16 protein-coding genes are annotated in these 21,415 nt (G+C 44.9%); all 16 read left to right on the forward strand.

The features are described 5' to 3' along the window. Positions 1–8: 8 nt before the first annotated feature. The 16 genes from NBH03_RS12630 (at position 9) to NBH03_RS12705 (ending at position 20,919) form a co-directional block, all read left to right on the forward strand. Positions 9–4,400 carry a PolC-type DNA polymerase III gene (locus tag NBH03_RS12630; RefSeq protein ID WP_331476139.1) on the forward strand — a complete coding sequence of 1,464 codons (4,392 nt, stop codon included), beginning with the start codon at positions 9–11 and terminating at the stop codon, positions 4,398–4,400. Between the two features lie 14 nt (positions 4,401–4,414). Then, the gene (locus NBH03_RS12635; RefSeq protein WP_250799791.1) at positions 4,415–6,508 is read left to right on the forward strand and encodes an LTA synthase family protein; all 2,094 of its coding nucleotides are present in this window, start codon (positions 4,415–4,417) and stop codon (positions 6,506–6,508) included. Between the two features lie 138 nt (positions 6,509–6,646). Next, complete coding sequence (rimP, locus tag NBH03_RS12640; protein WP_250799792.1) at positions 6,647–7,111, forward strand: ribosome maturation factor RimP; 465 nt, start codon at positions 6,647–6,649, stop codon at positions 7,109–7,111. A 31-nt stretch (positions 7,112–7,142) separates the two neighbouring features. Next, complete coding sequence (gene nusA / locus NBH03_RS12645; RefSeq protein ID WP_015515096.1) at positions 7,143–8,189, forward strand: transcription termination factor NusA; 1,047 nt, start codon at positions 7,143–7,145, stop codon at positions 8,187–8,189. Positions 8,190–8,201: 12 nt separating this feature from the next. Further along, on the forward strand, positions 8,202–8,468 hold the full coding sequence (gene rnpM / locus NBH03_RS12650) for an RNase P modulator RnpM (RefSeq protein ID WP_015515097.1): 267 nt from the start codon (positions 8,202–8,204) through the stop codon (positions 8,466–8,468). Beyond that, a complete protein-coding gene (locus NBH03_RS12655) occupies positions 8,455–8,772 on the forward strand; it encodes a L7Ae/L30e/S12e/Gadd45 family ribosomal protein (protein WP_117528802.1) in 318 nt (105 codons plus the stop codon). The genes rnpM and NBH03_RS12655 overlap by 14 nt, the downstream gene beginning before the upstream one ends. A gap of 26 nt (positions 8,773–8,798) precedes the next feature. Next, positions 8,799–11,612: a translation initiation factor IF-2 gene (infB, locus tag NBH03_RS12660; RefSeq protein ID WP_250799793.1), complete on the forward strand. Its 2,814-nt coding sequence runs from the start codon at positions 8,799–8,801 to the stop codon at positions 11,610–11,612. A 10-nt stretch (positions 11,613–11,622) separates the two neighbouring features. Continuing rightward, positions 11,623–12,015, forward strand: a complete 393-nt coding sequence (rbfA, locus tag NBH03_RS12665; protein WP_015515098.1) for a 30S ribosome-binding factor RbfA — start codon at positions 11,623–11,625, stop codon at positions 12,013–12,015. Further along, complete coding sequence (locus tag NBH03_RS12670; RefSeq protein ID WP_250799794.1) at positions 12,008–12,979, forward strand: DHH family phosphoesterase; 972 nt, start codon at positions 12,008–12,010, stop codon at positions 12,977–12,979. The genes rbfA and NBH03_RS12670 overlap by 8 nt, the downstream gene beginning before the upstream one ends. Beyond that, positions 12,964–13,884 carry a tRNA pseudouridine(55) synthase TruB gene (truB, locus tag NBH03_RS12675; protein ID WP_250799795.1) on the forward strand — a complete coding sequence of 307 codons (921 nt, stop codon included), beginning with the start codon at positions 12,964–12,966 and terminating at the stop codon, positions 13,882–13,884. The genes NBH03_RS12670 and truB overlap by 16 nt, the downstream gene beginning before the upstream one ends. A gap of 14 nt (positions 13,885–13,898) precedes the next feature. Next, positions 13,899–14,831: a bifunctional riboflavin kinase/FAD synthetase gene (locus tag NBH03_RS12680; RefSeq protein ID WP_250799796.1), complete on the forward strand. Its 933-nt coding sequence runs from the start codon at positions 13,899–13,901 to the stop codon at positions 14,829–14,831. A gap of 413 nt (positions 14,832–15,244) precedes the next feature. Beyond that, a complete protein-coding gene (locus NBH03_RS12685; protein ID WP_250799797.1) occupies positions 15,245–16,594 on the forward strand; it encodes a putative DNA modification/repair radical SAM protein in 1,350 nt (449 codons plus the stop codon). 16 nt (positions 16,595–16,610) lie between these two features. Beyond that, positions 16,611–17,399 carry a TIGR03915 family putative DNA repair protein gene (locus tag NBH03_RS12690; protein WP_250799798.1) on the forward strand — a complete coding sequence of 263 codons (789 nt, stop codon included), beginning with the start codon at positions 16,611–16,613 and terminating at the stop codon, positions 17,397–17,399. A 48-nt stretch (positions 17,400–17,447) separates the two neighbouring features. Next, positions 17,448–18,038: a Maf family protein gene (locus tag NBH03_RS12695; protein WP_015515104.1), complete on the forward strand. Its 591-nt coding sequence runs from the start codon at positions 17,448–17,450 to the stop codon at positions 18,036–18,038. Further along, complete coding sequence (locus tag NBH03_RS12700) at positions 18,022–19,593, forward strand: hypothetical protein (protein ID WP_250799799.1); 1,572 nt, start codon at positions 18,022–18,024, stop codon at positions 19,591–19,593. Before NBH03_RS12695 ends, NBH03_RS12700 begins: the two co-directional genes overlap by 17 nt. A 111-nt stretch (positions 19,594–19,704) precedes the next feature. After that, positions 19,705–20,919 carry a YwqG family protein gene (locus tag NBH03_RS12705; protein WP_250799800.1) on the forward strand — a complete coding sequence of 405 codons (1,215 nt, stop codon included), beginning with the start codon at positions 19,705–19,707 and terminating at the stop codon, positions 20,917–20,919. The last annotated feature ends 496 nt before the right edge of the window (positions 20,920–21,415 follow it).

Here is a 21,415-nt window from a genome sequence, read left to right on the forward strand (position 1 = left end):
TTGATTAAGTGAAAAAATTTCTGAATATATTACCTGATTTAAAGCTCAGTCATGAAATGACTGAGCTGTTTGAAACTGTGGAATGTGAAAAGGTGGCGGCCAGCAGAGATCATTCGCGCATCAAGATCTATATTCACAGTGATCGTTTGATTGCCCATAAGGCCATCCGGGAGACGGAGCGGGCTATTCGTAGCCAGATGTTTAAGGACCAGGTAGATGTATGCCTGGTTGAAAAATACCACCTGTCCCGGCAGTATACGCCGGCGAGATTGCTGGAGGCGTATACTGGAAGTCTGATCGATGAACTGGAAGAAGAGGGAGAACTTTCTGCCAATCTTTTCAGAAAGGCAGAGAAAACATTTCTGGAACCTTTTGTTCTGGAGCTGAAGGTGGAAGAAAACTGCATTGCGCAAGTGAAAATGGAGAAGTTGAAGCATAAGCTGGAACATATTTTTTCAGAGCGCTTTGATATGCCTCTTGGGATCGTCCTCGGATGGCTGCCGAAGAAAAAGAGTAAGTATGCGGTTTATGCTGATTCTGCCATGAAGGAAGAAATCGCACAGATTGTACAGACCTATGAGCAGGCAAAAGAAGACCAGAAAGAGGTCGAAAAGCAGGAGGTCCAGCAGAGGGAAAAGCCTGCTTTCAAGAAGAATTATGTGAAACAGCGGCTTCCGGAAGATAAAGATATTTTTTATGGACGCAATTTTGAAGGTGAAGAAACAGAGATTCATGAGATTATCGATGAGATGGGCGAAGTGGTTGTCCGGGGAAAGATCATTCAGCTGGAGACCCGGGAGATCCGTAACGAGAAGACCATCGTGATGTTTGCCGTAACGGATTTTACCGATACCATTAAAGCAAAGGTGTTCACCAAGAATGAACGTCTGCCGGAGCTTCTGGACAAGTTAAAGGAAGGGGCTTTCATCAAAATGAAGGCCGTTGCCATGATGGACCAGTTTGAGCATGATATTGCCCTTGGTTCTGTATCCGGTATTAAGACCATTCCGGATTTCACGGAGAAACGCATGGATCACAGCCCGGTTAAACGTGTGGAGCTGCATTGCCATACCACCATGAGCGATATGGATGGTGTAACGGATGTGAAGAAGCTTCTGAAGACGGCTATGGGATGGGGACATCAGGCCATGGCCATTACAGATCATGGCGTTGTTCAGGCTTTCCCGGATGCCAATCACTGTGTAGAGGGCAAGGACTTTAAGGTCATTTACGGCATGGAAGGGTATTTGGTGGATGATATCAAAAATATTGTCACGGACTCCAGAGGGCAGAGCCTGGATTCTACGTTTGTCGTTTTTGATATTGAGACAACGGGATTCAGTGCGGTGAATGACCGTATCATCGAAATCGGTGCCGTCAAGGTGGAAAATGGCATGATCACGGAGAAGTTCAGTGAATTTGTCAATCCGGAAAGGCCAATTCCTTTTGAAATCGAGAAACTGACGAGCATCAATGACAGAATGGTGGAAGATGCCCCGAATATTTCGGTGATCCTGCCGAAATTCATGGATTTCTGCGGGGGCTCTGTCCTGGTGGCTCACAATGCGGATTTTGATACGGGATTTATCCGTCACAATTGTGAGGTTCTGGGGCTGCCCTATGATTACACCTATGTGGATACACTGGGGATTGCCAGAAGCTTTCTGGAAGGTCTGAAGAATTACAAGCTGGATACCGTAGTTGAAGCCATGGGATGTACTCTGGCCAATCATCATCGTGCTGTGGATGATGCCGGAGCGACAGCGGATGTTTTTGTGCGCTTTCTGGAACGGTTTAAGAAAAAGAATATCAGGGATCTGGATGAGCTGAATACATACAGTGCCATGTCTGTGGATGCCATTAAGAAATTAAAAACTTACCATATTATTCTTCTGGCTAAGAATGAGATCGGCCGTATTAATCTGTATCGTCTTGTGTCATTGTCTCATCTGGATTATTATGCAAGACGTCCGCGAATACCAAAGAGTGTTCTTGCAAAATACCGGGAGGGACTTATTATCGGGTCTGCCTGTGAAGCAGGAGAGCTTTTCAGGGCTGTTGTAGATGAACGTCCGGAAGAAGAAATCGCGAGAATTGTCGAATTTTATGATTACCTGGAGATTCAGCCCACCGGCAACAATGAATTTATGATCCGTGATCCGAAAATGACGAAGGTCAGCACGGTCGCTGATCTGCAGGATCTGAACAGGAAGATTGTGGAGCTGGGAGAGAAATTCAACAAGCCTGTCTGCGCCACCTGCGATGTGCATTTTCTGAATCCGGAAGATGAAGTATACCGAAGGATCATCATGTCAAATAAGGGATTTGGCGATGCGGATCTGCAGCCGCCGTTGTACCTTCGGACCACAGAGGAGATGTTGGAGGAGTTTCAGTACCTGGGAGCTGAGAAAGCAGAAGAGGTGGTTGTGACCAATACCAACAGGATTGCGGATATGATTGACAGAATTTCTCCGGTCCGGCCGGATAAATGTCCGCCGGTCATTGAGAATTCGGCAGGCATCCTGCGAGATATCTGTTACAATCGTGCCCATGAGCTTTACGGGGAGGATTTGCCGGATATCGTGACGGAGCGACTGGAAAGAGAACTGAATTCTATCATTGGTAATGGTTTTGCGGTTATGTATATCATTGCGCAGAAACTGGTGTGGAAATCCGTTGCAGACGGCTATCTGGTAGGATCCAGAGGTTCTGTCGGTTCATCTTTCGTTGCCTATATGGCCGGTATTACAGAGGTTAATTCCCTGCAGGCCCATTATCTGTGCCCGAAATGTCACTATGTGGATTTTGATTCGGACTATGTCAAAAGTTTTTCGGGTCGTTCCGGCTGTGATATGGAAGACAGGGTCTGCCCGGTATGCGGAGAACCGCTGATGAAGGAGGGGCATGATATTCCTTTCGAAACCTTCCTTGGATTCAAGGGCAACAAAGAGCCGGATATTGACTTGAACTTCTCCGGTGATTATCAGAGTAAGGCTCATGCTTATACGGAGGTTATCTTCGGTAAAGGCAAGACTTTCCGTGCGGGAACCGTTGGTACATTGGCAGATAAGACGGCTTACGGTTATGCCATGCATTATTACGAAGAGCATGAACAGCATAAACGTTCCTGCGAGCTGGACCGGATTTCCAGCGGATGCGTCGGTGTCAGACGTACAACCGGTCAGCATCCCGGCGGTATTATTGTTGTGCCACATGGTGAAGAGATTTATTCCTTCACACCGGTTCAGCATCCGGCCAATGACCAGACAACCAAGATTATTACAACCCATTTCGATTATCATTCCATTGACCATAACCTTTTGAAACTGGATATTCTTGGACATGATGATCCGACCATGATCCGTATGCTGGAAGATATTACCGGCGTGGACGCCACGAAAATACGACTGGATGATCCGGAAGTATTATCGTTGTTTCATGGTCTTGAGGCGCTCCATATTAAACCGGAGGACATCGGCGGTACCGACCTGGGTTCTCTTGGTATTCCTGAGTTCGGTACGGAATTCGTTATGCAGATGCTCCGTGATACAAAACCGAAAGCATTTTCGGATCTGGTGCGTATTTCAGGTCTGTCCCATGGTACGGATGTATGGCTGGGCAATGCACAGACGCTGATCCAGGAGGGAAAAGCCCAGATTTCCACAGCCATCTGTACACGAGATGATATTATGATCTATCTGATCGACAAAGGGGTTGAATCCGAACAGTCTTTCAAGATTATGGAAAGTGTCCGTAAAGGGAAGGGCCTGACACCGGATTATGAGAAAGTCATGAAAGAACATGATGTGCCGGACTGGTATCTCTGGTCCTGCAAAAAGATCAAATATATGTTCCCGAAAGCCCATGCGGTGGCTTATGTTATGATGGGTATCCGTATTGCCTGGTTTAAGATCCATGAACCGCTGGCCTATTATGCAGCCTTTTTCACCATTCGCGCAACGGCTTTTGATTATGGTCTGATGTGTCAGGGTAAAGCGGCTATTGATAATCATATCAAAGCTTATAAAGCAAACCCGAATCTTTCCAAGAAAGAGCAGGATACTCTGCGTGATATGAAGATCGTACAGGAATTCTATGCAAGAGGTTTTGAATTTCTGAAAATCGATCTGTATCAATCGGATGCCATCAAATTCCAGGTTGTAGAGGGCAAATTACTGCCGCCGTTTTCTGTCATTGAAGGCATGGGCGGTATTGCTGCGGAAGCATTGGCTGTGGCAGCCCACGCTGAGACTGAGCGCGGTGAGAAATTTCTGTCGAAGGACGATATTCGTCAGAAGGCAAAAGTCAGTCAGACGGTACTTGATACAATGGCTGAGCTGGGGCTCCTCGGAGGACTTCCGGAGAGCAATCAGTTGTCAATTTTTGATTTTGGTTTTTAGGAGGAAAGATTGACTTGAAGAACAAAAAACACAAGAAGAGAATCTATACAAAATCAGAACGGTCCTCCTCTGCAAAAGAATATTTAGCAATTATCGGTCAACAGCTGAAACGGCCGATTGAAAAACAGGACAGGTGGATTGATAAGAAATCTGCCATATTGGCTGTGGTATACGGCGTTGTGATGGCGGGGCTGGCGGTGTACTCCATGCAGACGGCTGAGAAAAGCCAGGAATGGCTGTGGCTGGCGGTTGTATTTATCGCTGCAGCCATTGTTGTGAATCTGTTTCGATTCCGATATTCAGCTTTGATCGAGATACTTTTAACAGCCTTTGCACCGGCAGCTGTTTTTATGCTTGTGGAAAGTTATACCCACTTGCTTAGTCAGATGTGGGAAGGCCCTGTTATTCTGAACCTTATCATGTATTATCTGTTTTTTGGCGTGCTGCTGTTTATAACCGGAAGAACAGGAATGTCCATCCTTATTGGTTCGATGCTGCTTGGTGCAGCGGGCCTGGCCAATTATTTTGTCCTGATGTTCCGATCATCGCCGATTCTGCCATGGGATCTTTTCTCAGTGGGTGTGGCAGCGACAGTGGCTGATAACTTTGAATATAAATTATCCGTAAGAGCATGCAACGTGATCCTGCTGATCCTGCTGCTCTGGTCATTGTGTCTGAAAATGCGGCTGAAGTTTAAGATGTCGAAGTTCCGCGGTGCCGGTATTGCTGTCATGTGCGCAGCATTCATGGGATTTTGCAGTTATGTTCAGACGGATGCGGCCATCAAAACATTTGATATGGATACAACCCTGTTTACGCCGACGGTTTATTATCGCAATAACGGATTGGCGCTGAGTTTTATCGTGAATCTCCGTTATCTGAAGATTGACAAGCCGGAGGGTTATTCACAGGAAGAACTGGCCAAAATCCAGGATGAGATATCCTCCGGGAACAGTGACAGCAATGTCAGTGCAGACAACATTGATCTGACGAAGAAGCCGAATATAATTGTTATTATGAATGAAGCATTTTCTGATCTGTCGGTGCTGGGGGATTATACAACGAATACAGAAGTGATGCCATTTATCAGTTCTCTTTCGGAGAACACCCAGAAGGGATGGATGTATTCTTCTGTTAAGGGCGGCAACACAGCCAATACAGAGTTTGAGTTTCTGACCGGACTCAGTATGTATTTTCTGCCCACAGGCAGTATCCCTTATCAACAGTATATCAAGTCGGAAGTGCCGTCACTGGCCAGTCAGCTGTCCTCTGTCGGTTATACATCTGTGTCCATGCATCCTTATTATCCAAAGGGGTGGAACAGAGATACGGTGTATGATGACCTGGGATTTGAAGAGAAATATTTTAAAGATGATTTTTCAAACCCTGAGATATTACGAACCTATATCAGTGACTGGACCACGTATCAGAAGATTATCAGTCGTTATGAAGAGAAGTCTTCTGACGAGAGGCTATTTGTGTTTGATGTGACGATGCAGAATCATGGCAGCTATGTCAAACGCTACAGCAATTTTATCCCGGATGTCAGTGTTGTGGGAGGCAGCGGCACTTATCTGAAGGCTACAGAACAGTATCTGTCATTGATCAAGCGTTCCGATGAAGCTTTCAAACAGTTGGTGGAATACTTTGAAAAGCAGTCAGAACCGACGATCATTATGATGTTTGGCGATCATCAGCCGGCAGATTACATTACCAATGTGGTAGACACCGGCAAAAAAACGGGCAGCAATGATGCGTTTGTCACTTCCATTGGAACAGGCAGTGACCGAAAGGAAAGATATATTGTGCCGTTTGTCATGTGGGCCAATTATGACATCAATGAAAGTCAGGGGGAAGAGACAAGTGCCAACTATCTGGCTGTACGTCTTTTGAAGGCAGCAGGGCTGCCGTTGACGGATTTTCAGAGTTATCTGTCTGATCTGCAGCAGAATGTTCCGTTTATCTCTGCACATGCATTGAAGGAAAATACAGGAACAGACTGTGGTGAAGAAGAAGCGGAAGCACTGCTGAAAAATTATAAGAAACTTTTATATAATGATCTGTTTGATACAAAACATCGGCTGCAGGCGTTTTATTCTTATGAATAATCGTCAAGTTGGCTATTGCCAAATAATCAAACTGGTGTTACAATGATTAAGATAGTATATTAACTTTAGCAAAGAGTGGGCGCAAGTCCACTCTTTGTACGTGTTAAGGAATCTTAATTCGGGAAGGAAGTGAGTTACATGGCAAAGAAAGATTATGAAAGCAGGACTGAGGCAATGCTCGTGCCGATCGTCGAGGCGAAAGGATTTGAACTTGTCGATGTAGAATGGGTGAAAGAAGGTGCCAACTGGTATCTGCGTGCCTATATTGACAAGGAGAACGGGATTACAGTAGATGACTGCGAAGAAGTCAGCCGGGCGCTCAGTGATTTACTGGATGAAGAGGACTTTATTTCGGAAAACTATATTCTGGAAGTCAGTTCACCGGGTCTTGATCGTCCTCTGAAGAAAGAGAAGGATTTTGCGAGAAGCATCGGCAAGGATGTTGAAGTGAAATTGTTCAAAGCAATTAATAAAGAAAAGGAATTCGTCGGTATTTTGAAAGCATACGATGAAGATACGGTGACACTGGAAATGGAAGATGAAACCGAGATGCAGTTTAAACGTTCCGATATTGCGCGCATCCGGCTTGCATTCTTCTTCTGATAGAACAGACATAGAGGAGGAATTTAAAAAAATGAATGAAGGTAAAGAGTTAATCAAGGCATTGGACGATATAGAAAAAGAGAAAGGCATCAGCAAAGATATTCTGCTTGAAGCTATTGAGAATTCTCTTGTCGCTGCCTGCAAGAATGAGTACGGCAAAGCAGATAACATCCGTGTGACTATGAATCGTGAGACAGGTGAAGTCAAAGTTTTTGCAGATAAGACAGTTGTAGAAGAAGTGGAAGATCCTGAAATGGAGATCAGTGTTGCGGATGCAAGACTCAAGAACAAGTTCTATGATCCGGGCGATATTGTTCATGTGGAGATCGTACCGAAGAATTTCGGACGTATTGCAGCACAGAAGGCAAAACAGGTCGTTGTCCAGAAGATTCGTGAAGAAGAAAGAAAGTCTTTATATAATGAATATTATGGTCGCGAGAAAGACATCGTAACAGGTGTTGTACAGAGATATAACGGCAAGAATATCAGTGTGAACCTGGGTAAGGTTGATGCGGTTCTGACAGAGAATGAACAGGTGAAGGGCGAAGTATTCAAGCCGACAGACCGTATCAAGCTCTATATTGTAGAAGTAAAGAATACAACAAAGGGACCGAAGGTCACTGTATCACGTACACATCCTGAATTGGTGAAGAGACTTTTTGAAGCAGAAGTAACAGAAGTCAGAGACGGTACAGTTGAGATCAAGAGCATTGCAAGAGAAGCAGGTTCCAGAACAAAGATCGCAGTCAGCTCCAACAATCCAAACGTTGATCCTGTCGGTGCATGTGTCGGTATGAATGGTGCCCGTGTCAATGCCATTGTTGATGAGCTTCGCGGTGAGAAGATCGATATCATCAACTGGAGCGAGGATCCTGCCGTTCTCATCGAGAATGCATTAAGCCCTGCAAAGGTTGTCTCTGTTGATGTGGATCCTGAAGAGAAGAGCGCAGCTGTTGTTGTTCCTGATTATCAGCTGTCACTGGCTATCGGCAAGGAAGGCCAGAATGCAAGACTGGCAGCTAAACTGACAGGCTACAAGATCGATATCAAGAGTGAATCCCAGGCTTACGGTTACTAAAAGGTGACGGCCATGAAGAAGATTCCTATGAGACAGTGTATCGGCTGTCAGGAAATGAAGAGCAAGAAAGAAATGATCCGTGTCATTAAAACGCCGGAAGATGAGATATGTATTGATGCAACAGGGCGCAAAAACGGACGCGGTGCCTATATTTGTCCGAAAAGTGAATGTCTGCAGAAAGCCATTAAGAACAGAGGCCTGGAACGTTCACTGAAGATGCAGATACCGAAGGAAGTTTACGGACAGCTGGAAGAGGAGATGAAGAATATTGACAGATAAAGCTTTATCAATGATCGGACTGGCGACAAAGGCAGGCAAGATCGCCAGCGGTGAGTTTGCAGTAGAATCTGCAGTCAGAAAGGGCAAGGCATGTCTTGTCATTATTGCATCGGATGCATCTGACAATACGAAGAAATCATTTAATGATATGGGTGCTTATTATCATGTGCCTGTATACATTTATGGAACAAAAGAAAGTCTCGGAACACATACGGGACGTGGATACAGGGCTTCACTGGCAGTACTTGATGCCGGTTTCGGAAAGTCCATCAGGAAACTTATTGATACAGGAATCAATCAGTGATTCCGCCATTTTAACGGAGGTAGCCTATGTCAAAAATCAGAGTACATGAATTGGCAAAGGAATTAAATAAAAGCAGCAAAGATGTCATCTATGCATTAAAGGGACATGGTGTGGATGTAGAGAGCCATATGAGCACCATTTCATCAGAGAATGCAGATAAGATTAGAAAGTTCTTTACACAGTCGGCAGCAAAACCGGCTCAGAAGCAGGAAACAAAGCCGGCTCAGGACAATAGAAACGCAGCACCACGCCGCAATAACAATGTCCAGGGGGGTATGGACAGCCGCGGTAATTACAGCACACCATCAAGAGACAATGGCAGCCGCGACGGCCAGAACAGAGGTTATAACCGCGATGGTCAGAATAGAAACGGCGGTCGTGACGGTCAGAACAGAAGCTTTAACCGCGACGGCAATGGCCAGAACAGAAGCTTTAACCGTGATGGCAACGGTCAGAACAGAAGCTTTAACCGCGATGGCAACGGTCAGAACAGAAGCTTTAACCGCGACGGCAACGGCCAGAACAGAAGCTTTAACCGCGACGGCAACGGCCAGAACAGAAGCTTTAACCGCGACGGCAACGGCCAGAACAGAAGCTTTAACCGCGATGGCAACGGTCAGAACAGAAGCTTTAACCGCGACGGCAACGGCCAGAACAGAAGCTTCAATCGCGACGGCAACGGTCAGAACAGAAGCTTTAACCGCGACGGCAACGGTCAGAACAGAAGCTTTAACCGCGACGGCAACGGCCAGAACAGAAGCTTCAATCGCGACGGCAATGGCCAGAACAGAAACGGCAGCCGTGACAACAGAGGTCAGGGTGGTAGAAACGGCGGCCGTGACGGCAAGTTCAATCTTGACAGTGCCATCAACAAAGAAGTTGTTATGACAAAGGATACAACAAGAGAAAACCGCAGAAACTACAAGGACAACAAAGATCGTGACAACCGCCGTGATGATAGAGATTTTGAAGGAAGAAATACATCCAGAAACGGCAAGAACAATAATAAGAACAACAATAACAATAAAAACACAATGCGTAAGAAGCCTGTCAATGCACAGCCAAAGCCGGAACCGGTTGTAGAGAAGGTAACAAGCATTGAACTGCCTGAGACAGTAACAATCAAAGAATTGGCAGATAAGATGAAGATTCCGGCAGCTCAGATCATCAAGAAGCTTTTCCTTGAAGGTAAGATGCTTAATGTGAACTCAGACATCACATATGATGAGGCAGAAGAAATTGCACTTGAATATGATATTCTCTGTGAACATGAAGTTGTTGTGGATGTTATCGAAGAGATGCTGAAGGAAGAGGAAGAAAATGAAGAAGATCTTCAGCCAAGACCACCGGTTGTCTGCGTTATGGGTCACGTTGACCATGGTAAGACATCTATCCTTGATGCTATCCGTAAGACAAGTGTTACATCCGGAGAAGCCGGCGGTATTACACAGCACATTGGTGCCTATGTTGTTGAAGTCAGTGGTCAGAAGATCACATTCCTGGATACACCTGGACATGAAGCTTTCACAGCCATGCGTTTAAGAGGTGCACAGTCTACAGATATCGCAATCCTTGTTGTTGCAGCTGATGATGGTGTTATGCCTCAGACAATTGAAGCCATTAACCATGCCAAAGCAGCAGAAATCGATATTATTGTTGCAATCAACAAGATTGATAAGCCGAGTGCCAATATTGACCGTGTTAAACAGGAACTGACAGAATATGGTCTGATTGCAGAGGACTGGGGCGGTACAACCATTATGGTACCTGTTTCCGCACATACAGGTGAAGGTCTTCAGGATCTGCTGGATATGATCCTTCTGGATGCTGAAGTGAAAGAATTAAAGGCGAACCCTAATAGAAAGGGTCGTGGCCTGATTCTTGAAGCACAGCTGGATAAGGGCCGTGGTCCTGTGGCAACCGTGCTGGTTCAGAAAGGTACACTGAATGTTGGTGATAATGTAACTGTTGGTACTGCATTTGGTAAGATCAGAGCAATGATTGATGATAAGGGGCGCCGTGTAAAGAAAGCCGGTCCGTCTACACCTGTAGAGATTCTTGGTTTGAATGAAGTGCCTCAGGCTGGTGAAGTCTTCATTGCAACAGATACTGAAAAAGAAGCCCGTACAATGGCTGAGACATTTATCGCCACAAAACGTGAGAAGATGCTGGCTGATACAAAATCCAAATTATCTCTGGATGGTCTGTTTGATCAGATCCAGGCAGGTCAGATCAAAGATCTGAATATCATTGTCAAAGCCGATGTTCAGGGTTCTGTAGAAGCTGTGAAACAGAGTCTTGCAAAACTTTCCAATGATGAAGTGGCTGTCAAGGTTATTCACGGCGGTGTTGGTGCCATCAATGAATCTGATGTTACATTGGCTTCTGCATCCAATGCGATCATTATCGGTTTCAATGTTCGTCCGGACAATCAGGCGAAGATTATTGCAGAACAGGAAAAAGTCGATCTGCGTCTGTACAGAGTCATCTACAATGCCATTGAAGATATCGAAGCTGCTATGAAGGGTATGCTTGAACCGACATTCGAAGAGAAGATCATCGGCCATGCAGAAGTGCGTCAGACATATAAGGTATCCGGTGTCGGCACCATCATCGGCGGTTATGTTCAGGATGGTAAGATCGTTCGTAACTGCAAGGTACGTCTCTTAAGAGATAATGTTGTTATTCATGAAGGTGATCTTGCATCTCTGAAGCGTTTCAAAGATGACGTGAAAGAAGTTAATTCCGGCTATGAATGCGGTATGTCCTTTGAGAAATATAACGATATTAAGGAAGGCGATCAGATTGAAGCTTTCGTTATGGAAGAAGTGCCGAGATAGGAGTATATAGATGAGAAAGAACAGTATAAAGAATACGCGTATCAATGGTGAGGTTCAGAAGGAACTGAGCCGTATTATCTCCCGTGAGATTAAAGATCCGCGTATCAGTCCGATGACCAGCGTTGTTGCTGTGGAAGTAGCACCGGATCTGAAACAGTGCAAAGCTTATATCAGCGTGCTGGGCGATAAAGATGCACAGGATGCAACACTGGCAGGACTTAAAAGTGCCATTGGTTTTATCCGCCGTGAGCTTGCACGGACTGTGAACTTAAGAAATACACCTGAAATTCATTTTGTTTTGGATCAGTCGATCGAATACGGCGTCAATATGTCAAAACTGATTGACGATGTTGTTCGTTCAGATGAAGGAAAAGAACATGAAGGAGAAGAGGACAATGAATAATATTCTGTCCTGCCTGGAAGGGGTCCGAACAGTCATTATTGCCGGTCATACAAGACCGGATGGTGACTGCGTCGGCGCCTGTATGGGCCTCTGGCATTATCTCAGGGATAATTATCCTGAGATTGAGGCAGATGTCAGACTGGAACCGGTTCCGGAAAGCTATAAAGTGATTGCCGGTGTTGAGCAGATTATTGGCAGCTATGAAGATGATAAGGTCTATGATTTATTTATTGCACTGGATGCCAGTGACAAAGGGCGTCTTGCCGGAGCGCAGAAATATTTTGATACGGCAAAACACAGGATCTGTATTGACCATCATATCAGCAATCCGGGCTATGCCGATGAGAATATGATCGTGTCGGATGCCAGTTCAACCTGCGAAGTACTGACAGGGCTGATGGCAATGGAGGCTATTTCTTATGATGCAGCAGTGGCATTGTATATTGGTATTATTTGTGACACCGGTGTGTTCAAATACAGCAATACAAGTCATCATACAATGGATATGGCCGGCTGCCTGATGGAAAAAGGCATTCCGTATTCAGATCTCATTGATGATGTTTTTTACCGCAAAAGTTATAAGCAGAATAAAATTTTGGGCTATGCCCTGCAGAAATGTCGACCTGTTCTTGACAATCGAATGATCGTGTGTGTGCTTGAAAAACCGGAGCTGGACCGTTTGGGTGCAGGACATGGTGATCTGGAAGGTATTATCGATCAGCTGCGTCTGACAAGGGACATTGAGGTGGCACTGCTTGCATCAGCCTCCGACACAGAGGCAAACACTTATAAATTCAGTATGAGATCCAATCATTTCGTGGATGTTGCAGCGGTTGCAGGCAAATTTGGCGGCGGCGGCCATGTGCGCGCAGCGGGATTTTCAGCAGTGGGCGATATCAATGAAATTTATCATACAGCAGAAGCATTAATAAAGGAGCAGCTGGATACATGTACGATGGAATGATTAATGTTTGCAAGGAAAAAGGTTTTACATCCCATGATGTTGTAGCAAAACTCAGGGGAATCCTTCATCAGAAGAAAATCGGCCATACGGGTACGCTGGATCCGGATGCAACAGGGGTTCTGCCGGTCTGTCTCGGCAAAGGAACAAAGCTCTGTGATATGATCACAGACCGGGACAAGACTTATCGCGCGGTGATGATGCTTGGTAGAACTACCGATACACAAGATATTTCCGGACAGATTCTTACTGAAAAGGCTGTGAATGTCGATGAGCGTGAGGTCAGAGATGTAGCGGTTTCTTTTGTTGGTGATTATATGCAGATACCGCCGATGTATTCTGCTATTAAGGTAGATGGCAAAAAGTTATATGAGCTGGCCAGGGCCGGTCAGGAAGTTGAACGAAAGGCCAGACATGTGGTGATTAATGCCCTGAATATCACAGAAATACAGCTGCCTTATGTCACAATGGAGGTCTCATGTTCCAAAGGCACGTATATTCGTACACTGTGTCAGGATATTGGCGAGAAACTGGGCTGTGGTGCCTGCATGACGGAACTTGTCCGTTTAAAAGTGGGGGCATTTGATATTGCACATGCATGGACACTTGCTCAGATTCAGGAAATGGCTGCCTGCGGTGAAGAAGAAGTGCGCAGACATATTGTGCCTGTCGAAGAAATGCTTTCGGATTATCCGGAATTCAAAACGACAGATGCATTTTCGGATAAAATGCTTGCCAACGGCAACTGGCTGCCAAGGGAACAGGTTGCAACCTCCGGCGGTGATGCGTCCGCTGTACTCAAAGACGGAATGCAGGTGCGCATGTACAGCAGCACAGGTAATTTTACGGCGATTTATCAGTATGTGGCCGTCAAAAACAGCTTAAAAAATATAAAAATGTTTGTATAGAGGTAGCATTGGTCATGATTTATTTTAGAGGAACAAAGGATATCCATCTTGATCACACCGTGGTTGCCCTTGGAAAATTCGACGGACTGCATAGGGGACATCAGCTTTTGATCAATAAATTAAAAGAATATGGCAAAAAGGGTTTTCAGACCGTTGTCTTTACTTTTGACTTTCATCCGATGAGTCTGCTGACCGGAAAGAAACAGTCGCTGATTTATACAAAAGAAGAGCGGCTTCGCATTGTGGAAGAAATGGGGATCGATGTATTGATCGAGTATCCCTTTACCCAGGAGACAGCGCATATGATGCCTGAAGATTTTGTGCGGGATGTACTTGTGAGAGATATCGGTGCAAAGGTGATTGTCGTTGGAGATGATTTCCATTTCGGATACCAGAGAAGTGGTGATGTCTCGTTTTTGAAAAAGCATGCGGCAGCGTATGGTTATGTTGTTGATAACTGTGAAAAACTGTGTGTACACGGCGAAGAGATCAGCTCAACAATGATTAGAGGCTATATTGCAGAGGGCAGAATGGAGACGGTCACAGAACTTCTCGGACGTCCGTATGAGATTAATGGAAAAGTTATTCCGGGAAAAGCCAATGGAAGAAAAGTTGATATGCGGACAGCCAATCTGGCGCCAGATGACATTAAACTGCTGCCGCCGGAAGGTGTATATGCATCGGTTGTTCAGATTGAAGGTATGGAAGGAAAGTACTATGCGCTGACGAATATCGGTCGCAATCCGACAGTTGGAGATCATAATGAACTTCGTATAGAAACCCATGTTGTTGAGTTTTCAGGCGATTTATATGATCGGATGATCACTGTGCGCATTTATCAGAGACTGCGGGATGAACACAAATTTGCCAGTCTGGAAGAAGTGAAGGTACAGGTCATGAAGGATCAGGAAAAGGCCATGGCCTATTTTAAAGAACATCATATCTGATGAAGGTGTATAAAGGACGCTCAGGGGAGTCTTCAAAAAAAGAACTGAAACAGAATTCTGCGTTAAGGACAGAAGTGTTTCGGTTCTTTTTTATTTTGTAACTGTTCAGAGACAAGCAAATTTCAAAAAACAGGTATAAAATGCTTGCATTTTTAAGAATGTTTTTGAAATTTTATTTGGCGGATACGCCACACCGACGAAATGCGTAGCATTTTGGAGGTTGTCTCTGAACAGTTACTTTATTTTTATATAGCATATAAAGACATGCCATACATTCAGAGTCAGGCGATTGAAGTAAAAGAAAGCACTCAGGAAAATAAAACCAAACATATTTTCGAAAACATATGTTTACAAATGCGAACATATGTGCTAAAATGAATGGGAACATATGTTTTTTGAAAGGGCGGTAGGACATGGAGACGATATGGGACAGTCATCTGAATGAGAAACTGCGTATTTTGGCTGATGCAGCCAAGTACGATGCGGCCTGCACTTCTTCCGGCGTGGACAGGAAGAATGGCAGCATGGGAACAGGCAATGCAGTGGCTTGTGGTATCTGTCATAGTTTTTCTGCAGACGGAAGATGCATTTCTCTGCTGAAGATCCTGTTAACTAATGACTGCTGCTATGACTGTGTTTATTGTGTCAACAGAGTCGGTAATGATACAGAGCGGGCGACATTTAGCCCGGACGAGGTATGTACATTGACCATGGGTTTTTATCGTAGAAACTATATAGAAGGTCTGTTCCTCAGTTCGGCCGTTTACAGGAATCCGTCTTATACGATGGAGCTGATCTATGAGACAGTTCTGCGGCTGCGCACAGTGTATCATTTTCATGGCTATATCCATGTGAAAGCGATTCCGGGAGCTGATCCTCAACTCATCCAGCAGACAGGCTTTCTGGTGGACAGGATGAGTTGTAATCTGGAACTGCCGACAGCAGAGGGGCTGCGGAGCCTGGCTCCGAATAAGCCCCGCAGACAGCTTTTGAAGCCTATGCGGCAGATTCAACAGCAGATTACTGTTTCGAAGCACGAAGTGGCGCTGTACCGGCATGCACAGCCCTTTGTGCCGGCAGGACAGAGTACCCAGATGATTATAGGAGCAACAGGGGAGTCGGATTATCAGATTATGAGTGTATCAGAGGCGCTTTATGGCAGATTTAAGATGAAACGAGTTTTCTATTCCGCGTATGTGGGTGTGAATGAGGATAGTCGATTACCGGCGGTGGGGACGCTGCCGCCGCTTTTGAGGGAACATCGTCTGTATCAGGCAGACTGGCTGATACGGTTTTATGGTTTTAAGGCAGCAGAACTTCTGAGTAAGAGACAGCCGAATTTCAATCTGCTGCTAGATCCAAAGTGCGATTGGGCGGTCAGACATCTGGAGGCTTTTCCTGTGGAGGTGATGACGGCGGATTATTATCAGCTGCTGAGAGTGCCGGGGCTTGGTGTGAACAGCGCCAGGAGGATCTGTCGTGCCAGGAGGTATGGCGGGCTGCGATTTGAGGATCTGAAGAAGATGGGGGTTGTACTGAAGCGGGCGATGTACTTTATTACTTGTCAGGGAAGAGTTTATATGCCTTTCAGAATGGATGAACGGTTCATTACAACGAATCTTCTTGGATTAAAGGAGCGTCTGCCGGAGAATGTTGTTCGCTCCGGGGATACATTCAGACAGTTGGATCTGTTTGATGATTTTCACTTGCAGATGCCGGTGGAGCAGGAGGATAAGCGGCAGGTATTGACCGGACAGCTTTGATAGGGAGTGACTTGGAATGGAACAGAATAAGAGAATGCGTATTCTGATGTGTCAGAACAGTACAGAAGGTATTTTGTGCGGCGTGTATGAAGCTTTCACAAGCAGGTATGGCCATGCCTGGCAGAAGCTGGCGGTGGGCCCTTATGTGAACGGTGATCTGTTTTCGGATATTTATTCGGTAGAAGTGAATACAGAGAAGGCCGGGAAGGTTGTGAAGGCCATTATAAGCAAGATTTCGGAGGAGGCATGGTATCTGGTACACATGGCGTCGGAGGCGGACAGTCAGGAGAAGGGAGAGATTATCTACAGATTTCTTATTTTGGCCTTTGCCAATGGCAGGAAGGTTTTGAATGCGATGTCCATACCGGAAGTGATGGGACTGCATCAGCTGTCAAGAAGTGTCTTGAGGGAGACACAGCATTTATATGGTTTTCTGAGATTTCAGGAACTTCAGAACTACATTCTGTATGCCAGACTGGTTTCGAAGCATCATGTGGGAATGTTTCTAGCGGAACATTTTCAGGACAGGCTGCCCATGGAGCATTGGGTGATCCATGATGTGGAACGGGATGAAGTCTGGATTTACAGAGCAGGTGAAGACTGGTTTTATATCCGTCATCCGGACTTCAGACAGGATCCGCAGATGATGTTGTCTTTATCGGAATATGCTTTTACAGAATGGTGGAAGACGTTTACGGAGAGTGTGGCTATTCTGGAGAGAAGAAATCCGAAACTGCAGATGCAGATGTTGCCGAAGCGTTACTGGAAGTATATGCCGGAGATGTTTACAAATCCGGGAAGATAAAGTATAATACTTGTGATTTAAGTATTGCAGCAGGGAGGCTTTAGCAACATGAGAAAAATCATTCTGGCATCTGCATCACCAAGACGCAGTGAGTTGATGAAACAGGCCGGTCTGGACTTTGATGTATGTGTCAGTACAAAGGAAGAGAAGAAAGGGCCGTGGGAACCTGAAGAAATGGTCAGACGGCTTTCAAGACAAAAGGCGCAGGATGTGGCTGAACGTTATGCGGAAGACTGCATTATCGTTGGAGCGGATACTGTTGTATCATGTGATCAGGAGATACTCGGGAAGCCGGCGAATGATCAGGATGCTTTCAGGATGCTTCATATGCTGCAGGGACGAACCCATGAGGTGTATACGGGTGTTACAGTGATTGAAGGCAGTGCAGATGTAAGGAAAGAAACAGTATTTGCGGAGAAGACGGAAGTCACAATGTATCCGATGACGGATAAGATGATCTGGGATTATATCAGAACAGGTGAACCGGCAGATAAGGCAGGCGCTTATGGCATTCAGGGAAGAGCAGCTGTATTTATTCGGTCTATTCATGGAGATTACAATAATGTCGTAGGACTGCCGGTGGCAGCTCTGTGGCAGTATTTGAACAGCGGCAAGGAGGAGAATGATGCTACATTATAGTGTTGATAATGAGCTGATGTCTGATCTTTACCGGGATTATCGCCAGATGAAGGGGGCTGAATATGCACAGCTCCATGAACTTGGTGAGCATTATCTTTCGCTGATTGAAGGCTACGATTTGGAAGAGAGTACGATCAAGACGCTTCAGGGACTTGTACAGTTTGAAACTGAAGAAGAATTGGAAAGCGTTGAAAACGGTATTGTACACGGCTATTTGACTGCGAAAGCAGCATTAAGAAAAGAACAGGCGGAATACAAAGAGTTTGTACGGATGTTCGACGGTGAGGAGCAGCAGGCATTAAATGGCCTGTCAGAGTATGTTGTTGGACAGAAGAAGATTCCGTACAAGATTAAGAACAGAATATTGCATGTGGATGTATTGAGTACACCTGCGATGTCTCTGGAACTGGATTTTGCAGATGTATTGATTGAAGACGGCAGACATCCGCGAGAAATTCTCATTACACATCTTTCCGGTGAATGTTTTGAACGAACGGAGACTGTGAAAGGCGAGAATGGTGCAGAAGAAAAGGTCAGTGTACCGTATTATCGTCTGTCATTTGTCAATGGTCTTTCAGAGGGACCTTATCAGGCGAAGGAGAGTTCTTTTGTCTTTAGAAGTCTGAAAGGTTCACTGCATTTATATAATTATGATTCGGCGATGGAGCCGTTGGATGTCGATGCGGATAAATTGCCATGGAGGATCCTGATGCATCCTTTGAAGGCAATGCTTGAGAAGGCACAGATACTTGGTGTTGAGTCGCTTGACAAGGATGAGCTGCGTGCCCTTCCGCTGCTGTGTGTGTTTTACGAGCTGATACAATTCTACCTGGCACCAACGACAGAAGCGGGTATAGGGAAGAGCCTGATCCGTTTTGATGAAGATGCAGCGGAGAATTTTGCATTCAGTCAGAATGATCTGGAGGCAGCATGTGAATATCTGACCCCTTATGGTTTGGAGGAACTGACGGGATGGCTGCATAAGGCTATTGATGAGCGGGCAGCTTTCTGCCGTTATTGGATACAGTTTGCTTCCATGAAGAAAGCAGAAACATTATACGGCGTTTTGACAGATATATTGGACACTTGCAGCCAATATTACGAGAAAAGAGTGCTGCCATTATCATGCCGTAAGCATCATGGTGCCGTACGGCGGGCGCTGAATGAGTATTTCTGCAGACATAAGTGGAGAGGCGAATACCCGTATTACAGACGTGTAGAACCATCCAGTTTTCTGGAAGTGTCCAATGTTTATAAGCGCATGTACACCTATATCAATGAGAAACAGAAGGCATTTTATGTGGATTTCATTGAGGGTGTCACGGAGAATAGTTACAGCATAACGGCAGTTGCGGGATATGTACTGCTGAAAGACGGAGAGAACGCACGGGATTACAGAGCCCTAAATGGATATTTTCTTGACGGCGGCCGACGCAACAGTCATATTGTCGGGCAGATTACGATTAATGATATGATGAATGCGGATCAGGTGATTGAATTACTGAACACGATGATGCAGGATATTATGCGGGAGTTTGCTCAGAAGAGACAATAGACGCGATCAGTTATATTTTAGAATATTTGCGACAGATAAAACCTTACTAATTTTCAGGAGAATAACTGACAATCAGTAAGGTTTTTAGTCTATACGGAGAGCGGGGAGTATATGATGCTGAATTTGGAACAAATAAAAAGAGAACTGAAAAAGTATAATTTTGCATATGAGGAGAATGTACTGCCGGTACATGCAAACGGACATTATTTTTTATATGGTTTTTATGAGAAGGGGATAGCTATATTTGCACTCCGGCCTGATTGGACGATTGATGAGGGGGCTCTTCTTCCATGGGGAGATGTGTTGTCGCTCAAGGTGAAAAAGAGTTTGCTTTTTGAGAATACAATAGATATTTTAACGAAAAAGATGAATATATCCATGAAGATCATGAAATCGACGGGTGGATGTTCATGGATAAAAGAGAATTTGAAGAAGCTTGAAAATCTGAATTATTATCAAAATCTTTCATTTGCATTTGGTGGGGCGGAGAAAGCTGATGATAATTGTGCAGCGTCAAGAGCGGGTCAAAAGAAAGCGCAGGAGCGAGAAAATACAACTGAGATTGTAGAGAAAATTTACCGGAAAATGACGGAATATACAGCAGCCCCGATGGTGAGTTTTGAACTCGAAGAAGGGGATGCAGGTCTTTTTGACTGTAAGATTGGCGGCGCTTATTATGTGCCTGAGGGAGAACATCGATTGGAGAACAGCAGAACAGGCGAGGAATTGTATCTGCTGGCGCAGGTGAATTTTGCCCAGATTCCGCATTTGCCGGATTATCCTGAACAGGGGGTGATGCAGATATTGATCAGCAGCGAAGATATGTATGGATGCAATTTTGATGATGGCTATGACCAGACAGGGTGGTGCATACGTTACTATGAAACATTGCCGGAGCGGGCAGAGAAATCATGTATTCATGAACCTGACTGGCATGAAGATACAGCGCTTCCTATGGAGAGAGCGGTAACATACCGTTTGAAACCTACTAAAATTGTTCAGACGATGCCTTTTGACGATGTGAATTTCTGGCCGGCCGCAGATACTTGTCTGGATAGGGAGCTGCGGGGATATCTTGAGAATGACGATGTTATGGATGGCTTGTGTGATATGTATGAGGAATATATGTGTCAGGTTGGTGGTTATCCGTTTTTTACACAATCTGATCCCAGAAGTGTCGACGATGGTGAGATATTATTATTTCAGTTGAACAGTGTGAAGGATATTATGTGGGGAGATGCCGGTGTCGCAAATTTCTTTATTGACAGAGAAGCACTGAAGAACAGAGATTTCAGCCATGTTATGTATAACTGGGATTGCTATTAATGAGTGTCAGCTTCCAAAACAATAAGGTGCATTGAGTAATTGCAAAATAACTAAAATACTAAGACTTTCAAAATGCGACAGGTAGGTGATACATACTAAGATAATGGGGTGATATTCATATTGTATCTTCACATTCCGGTACAGTATCATACATTGAATGATAAGATGTACTGGGATGTGCTTTATAAGCAGCAATAAACACAATAAAATGTTTTATTAAAAAACTGTTGACAATTCGAAATGGGAGTGGTATCATAATCAAGCTGTCAGCGAGAACAACGCGAAACAGCACAGATTCCATCAGATCAGAAAGAAATTTGAAAATAAATGAAAAAAGTTGTTGACAAACTTCTTCCAGTTTGATAAAATAGATAAGCTGCTTCAAACGAGCAGTAACGAACTTTGATAATTGAACAACAAAACAATCCCGAAAATTCCTAAAAAGAATTTTTAAGAACACAAACCAAAGTAAAACGGGAAGAGATAACAGCTAGCT

The sequence above is a fragment of the Coprococcus intestinalis genome (assembly GCF_023656595.1).
Taxonomy (GTDB): Bacteria; Bacillota; Clostridia; order Lachnospirales; family Lachnospiraceae; genus Coprococcus_A; species Coprococcus_A intestinihominis.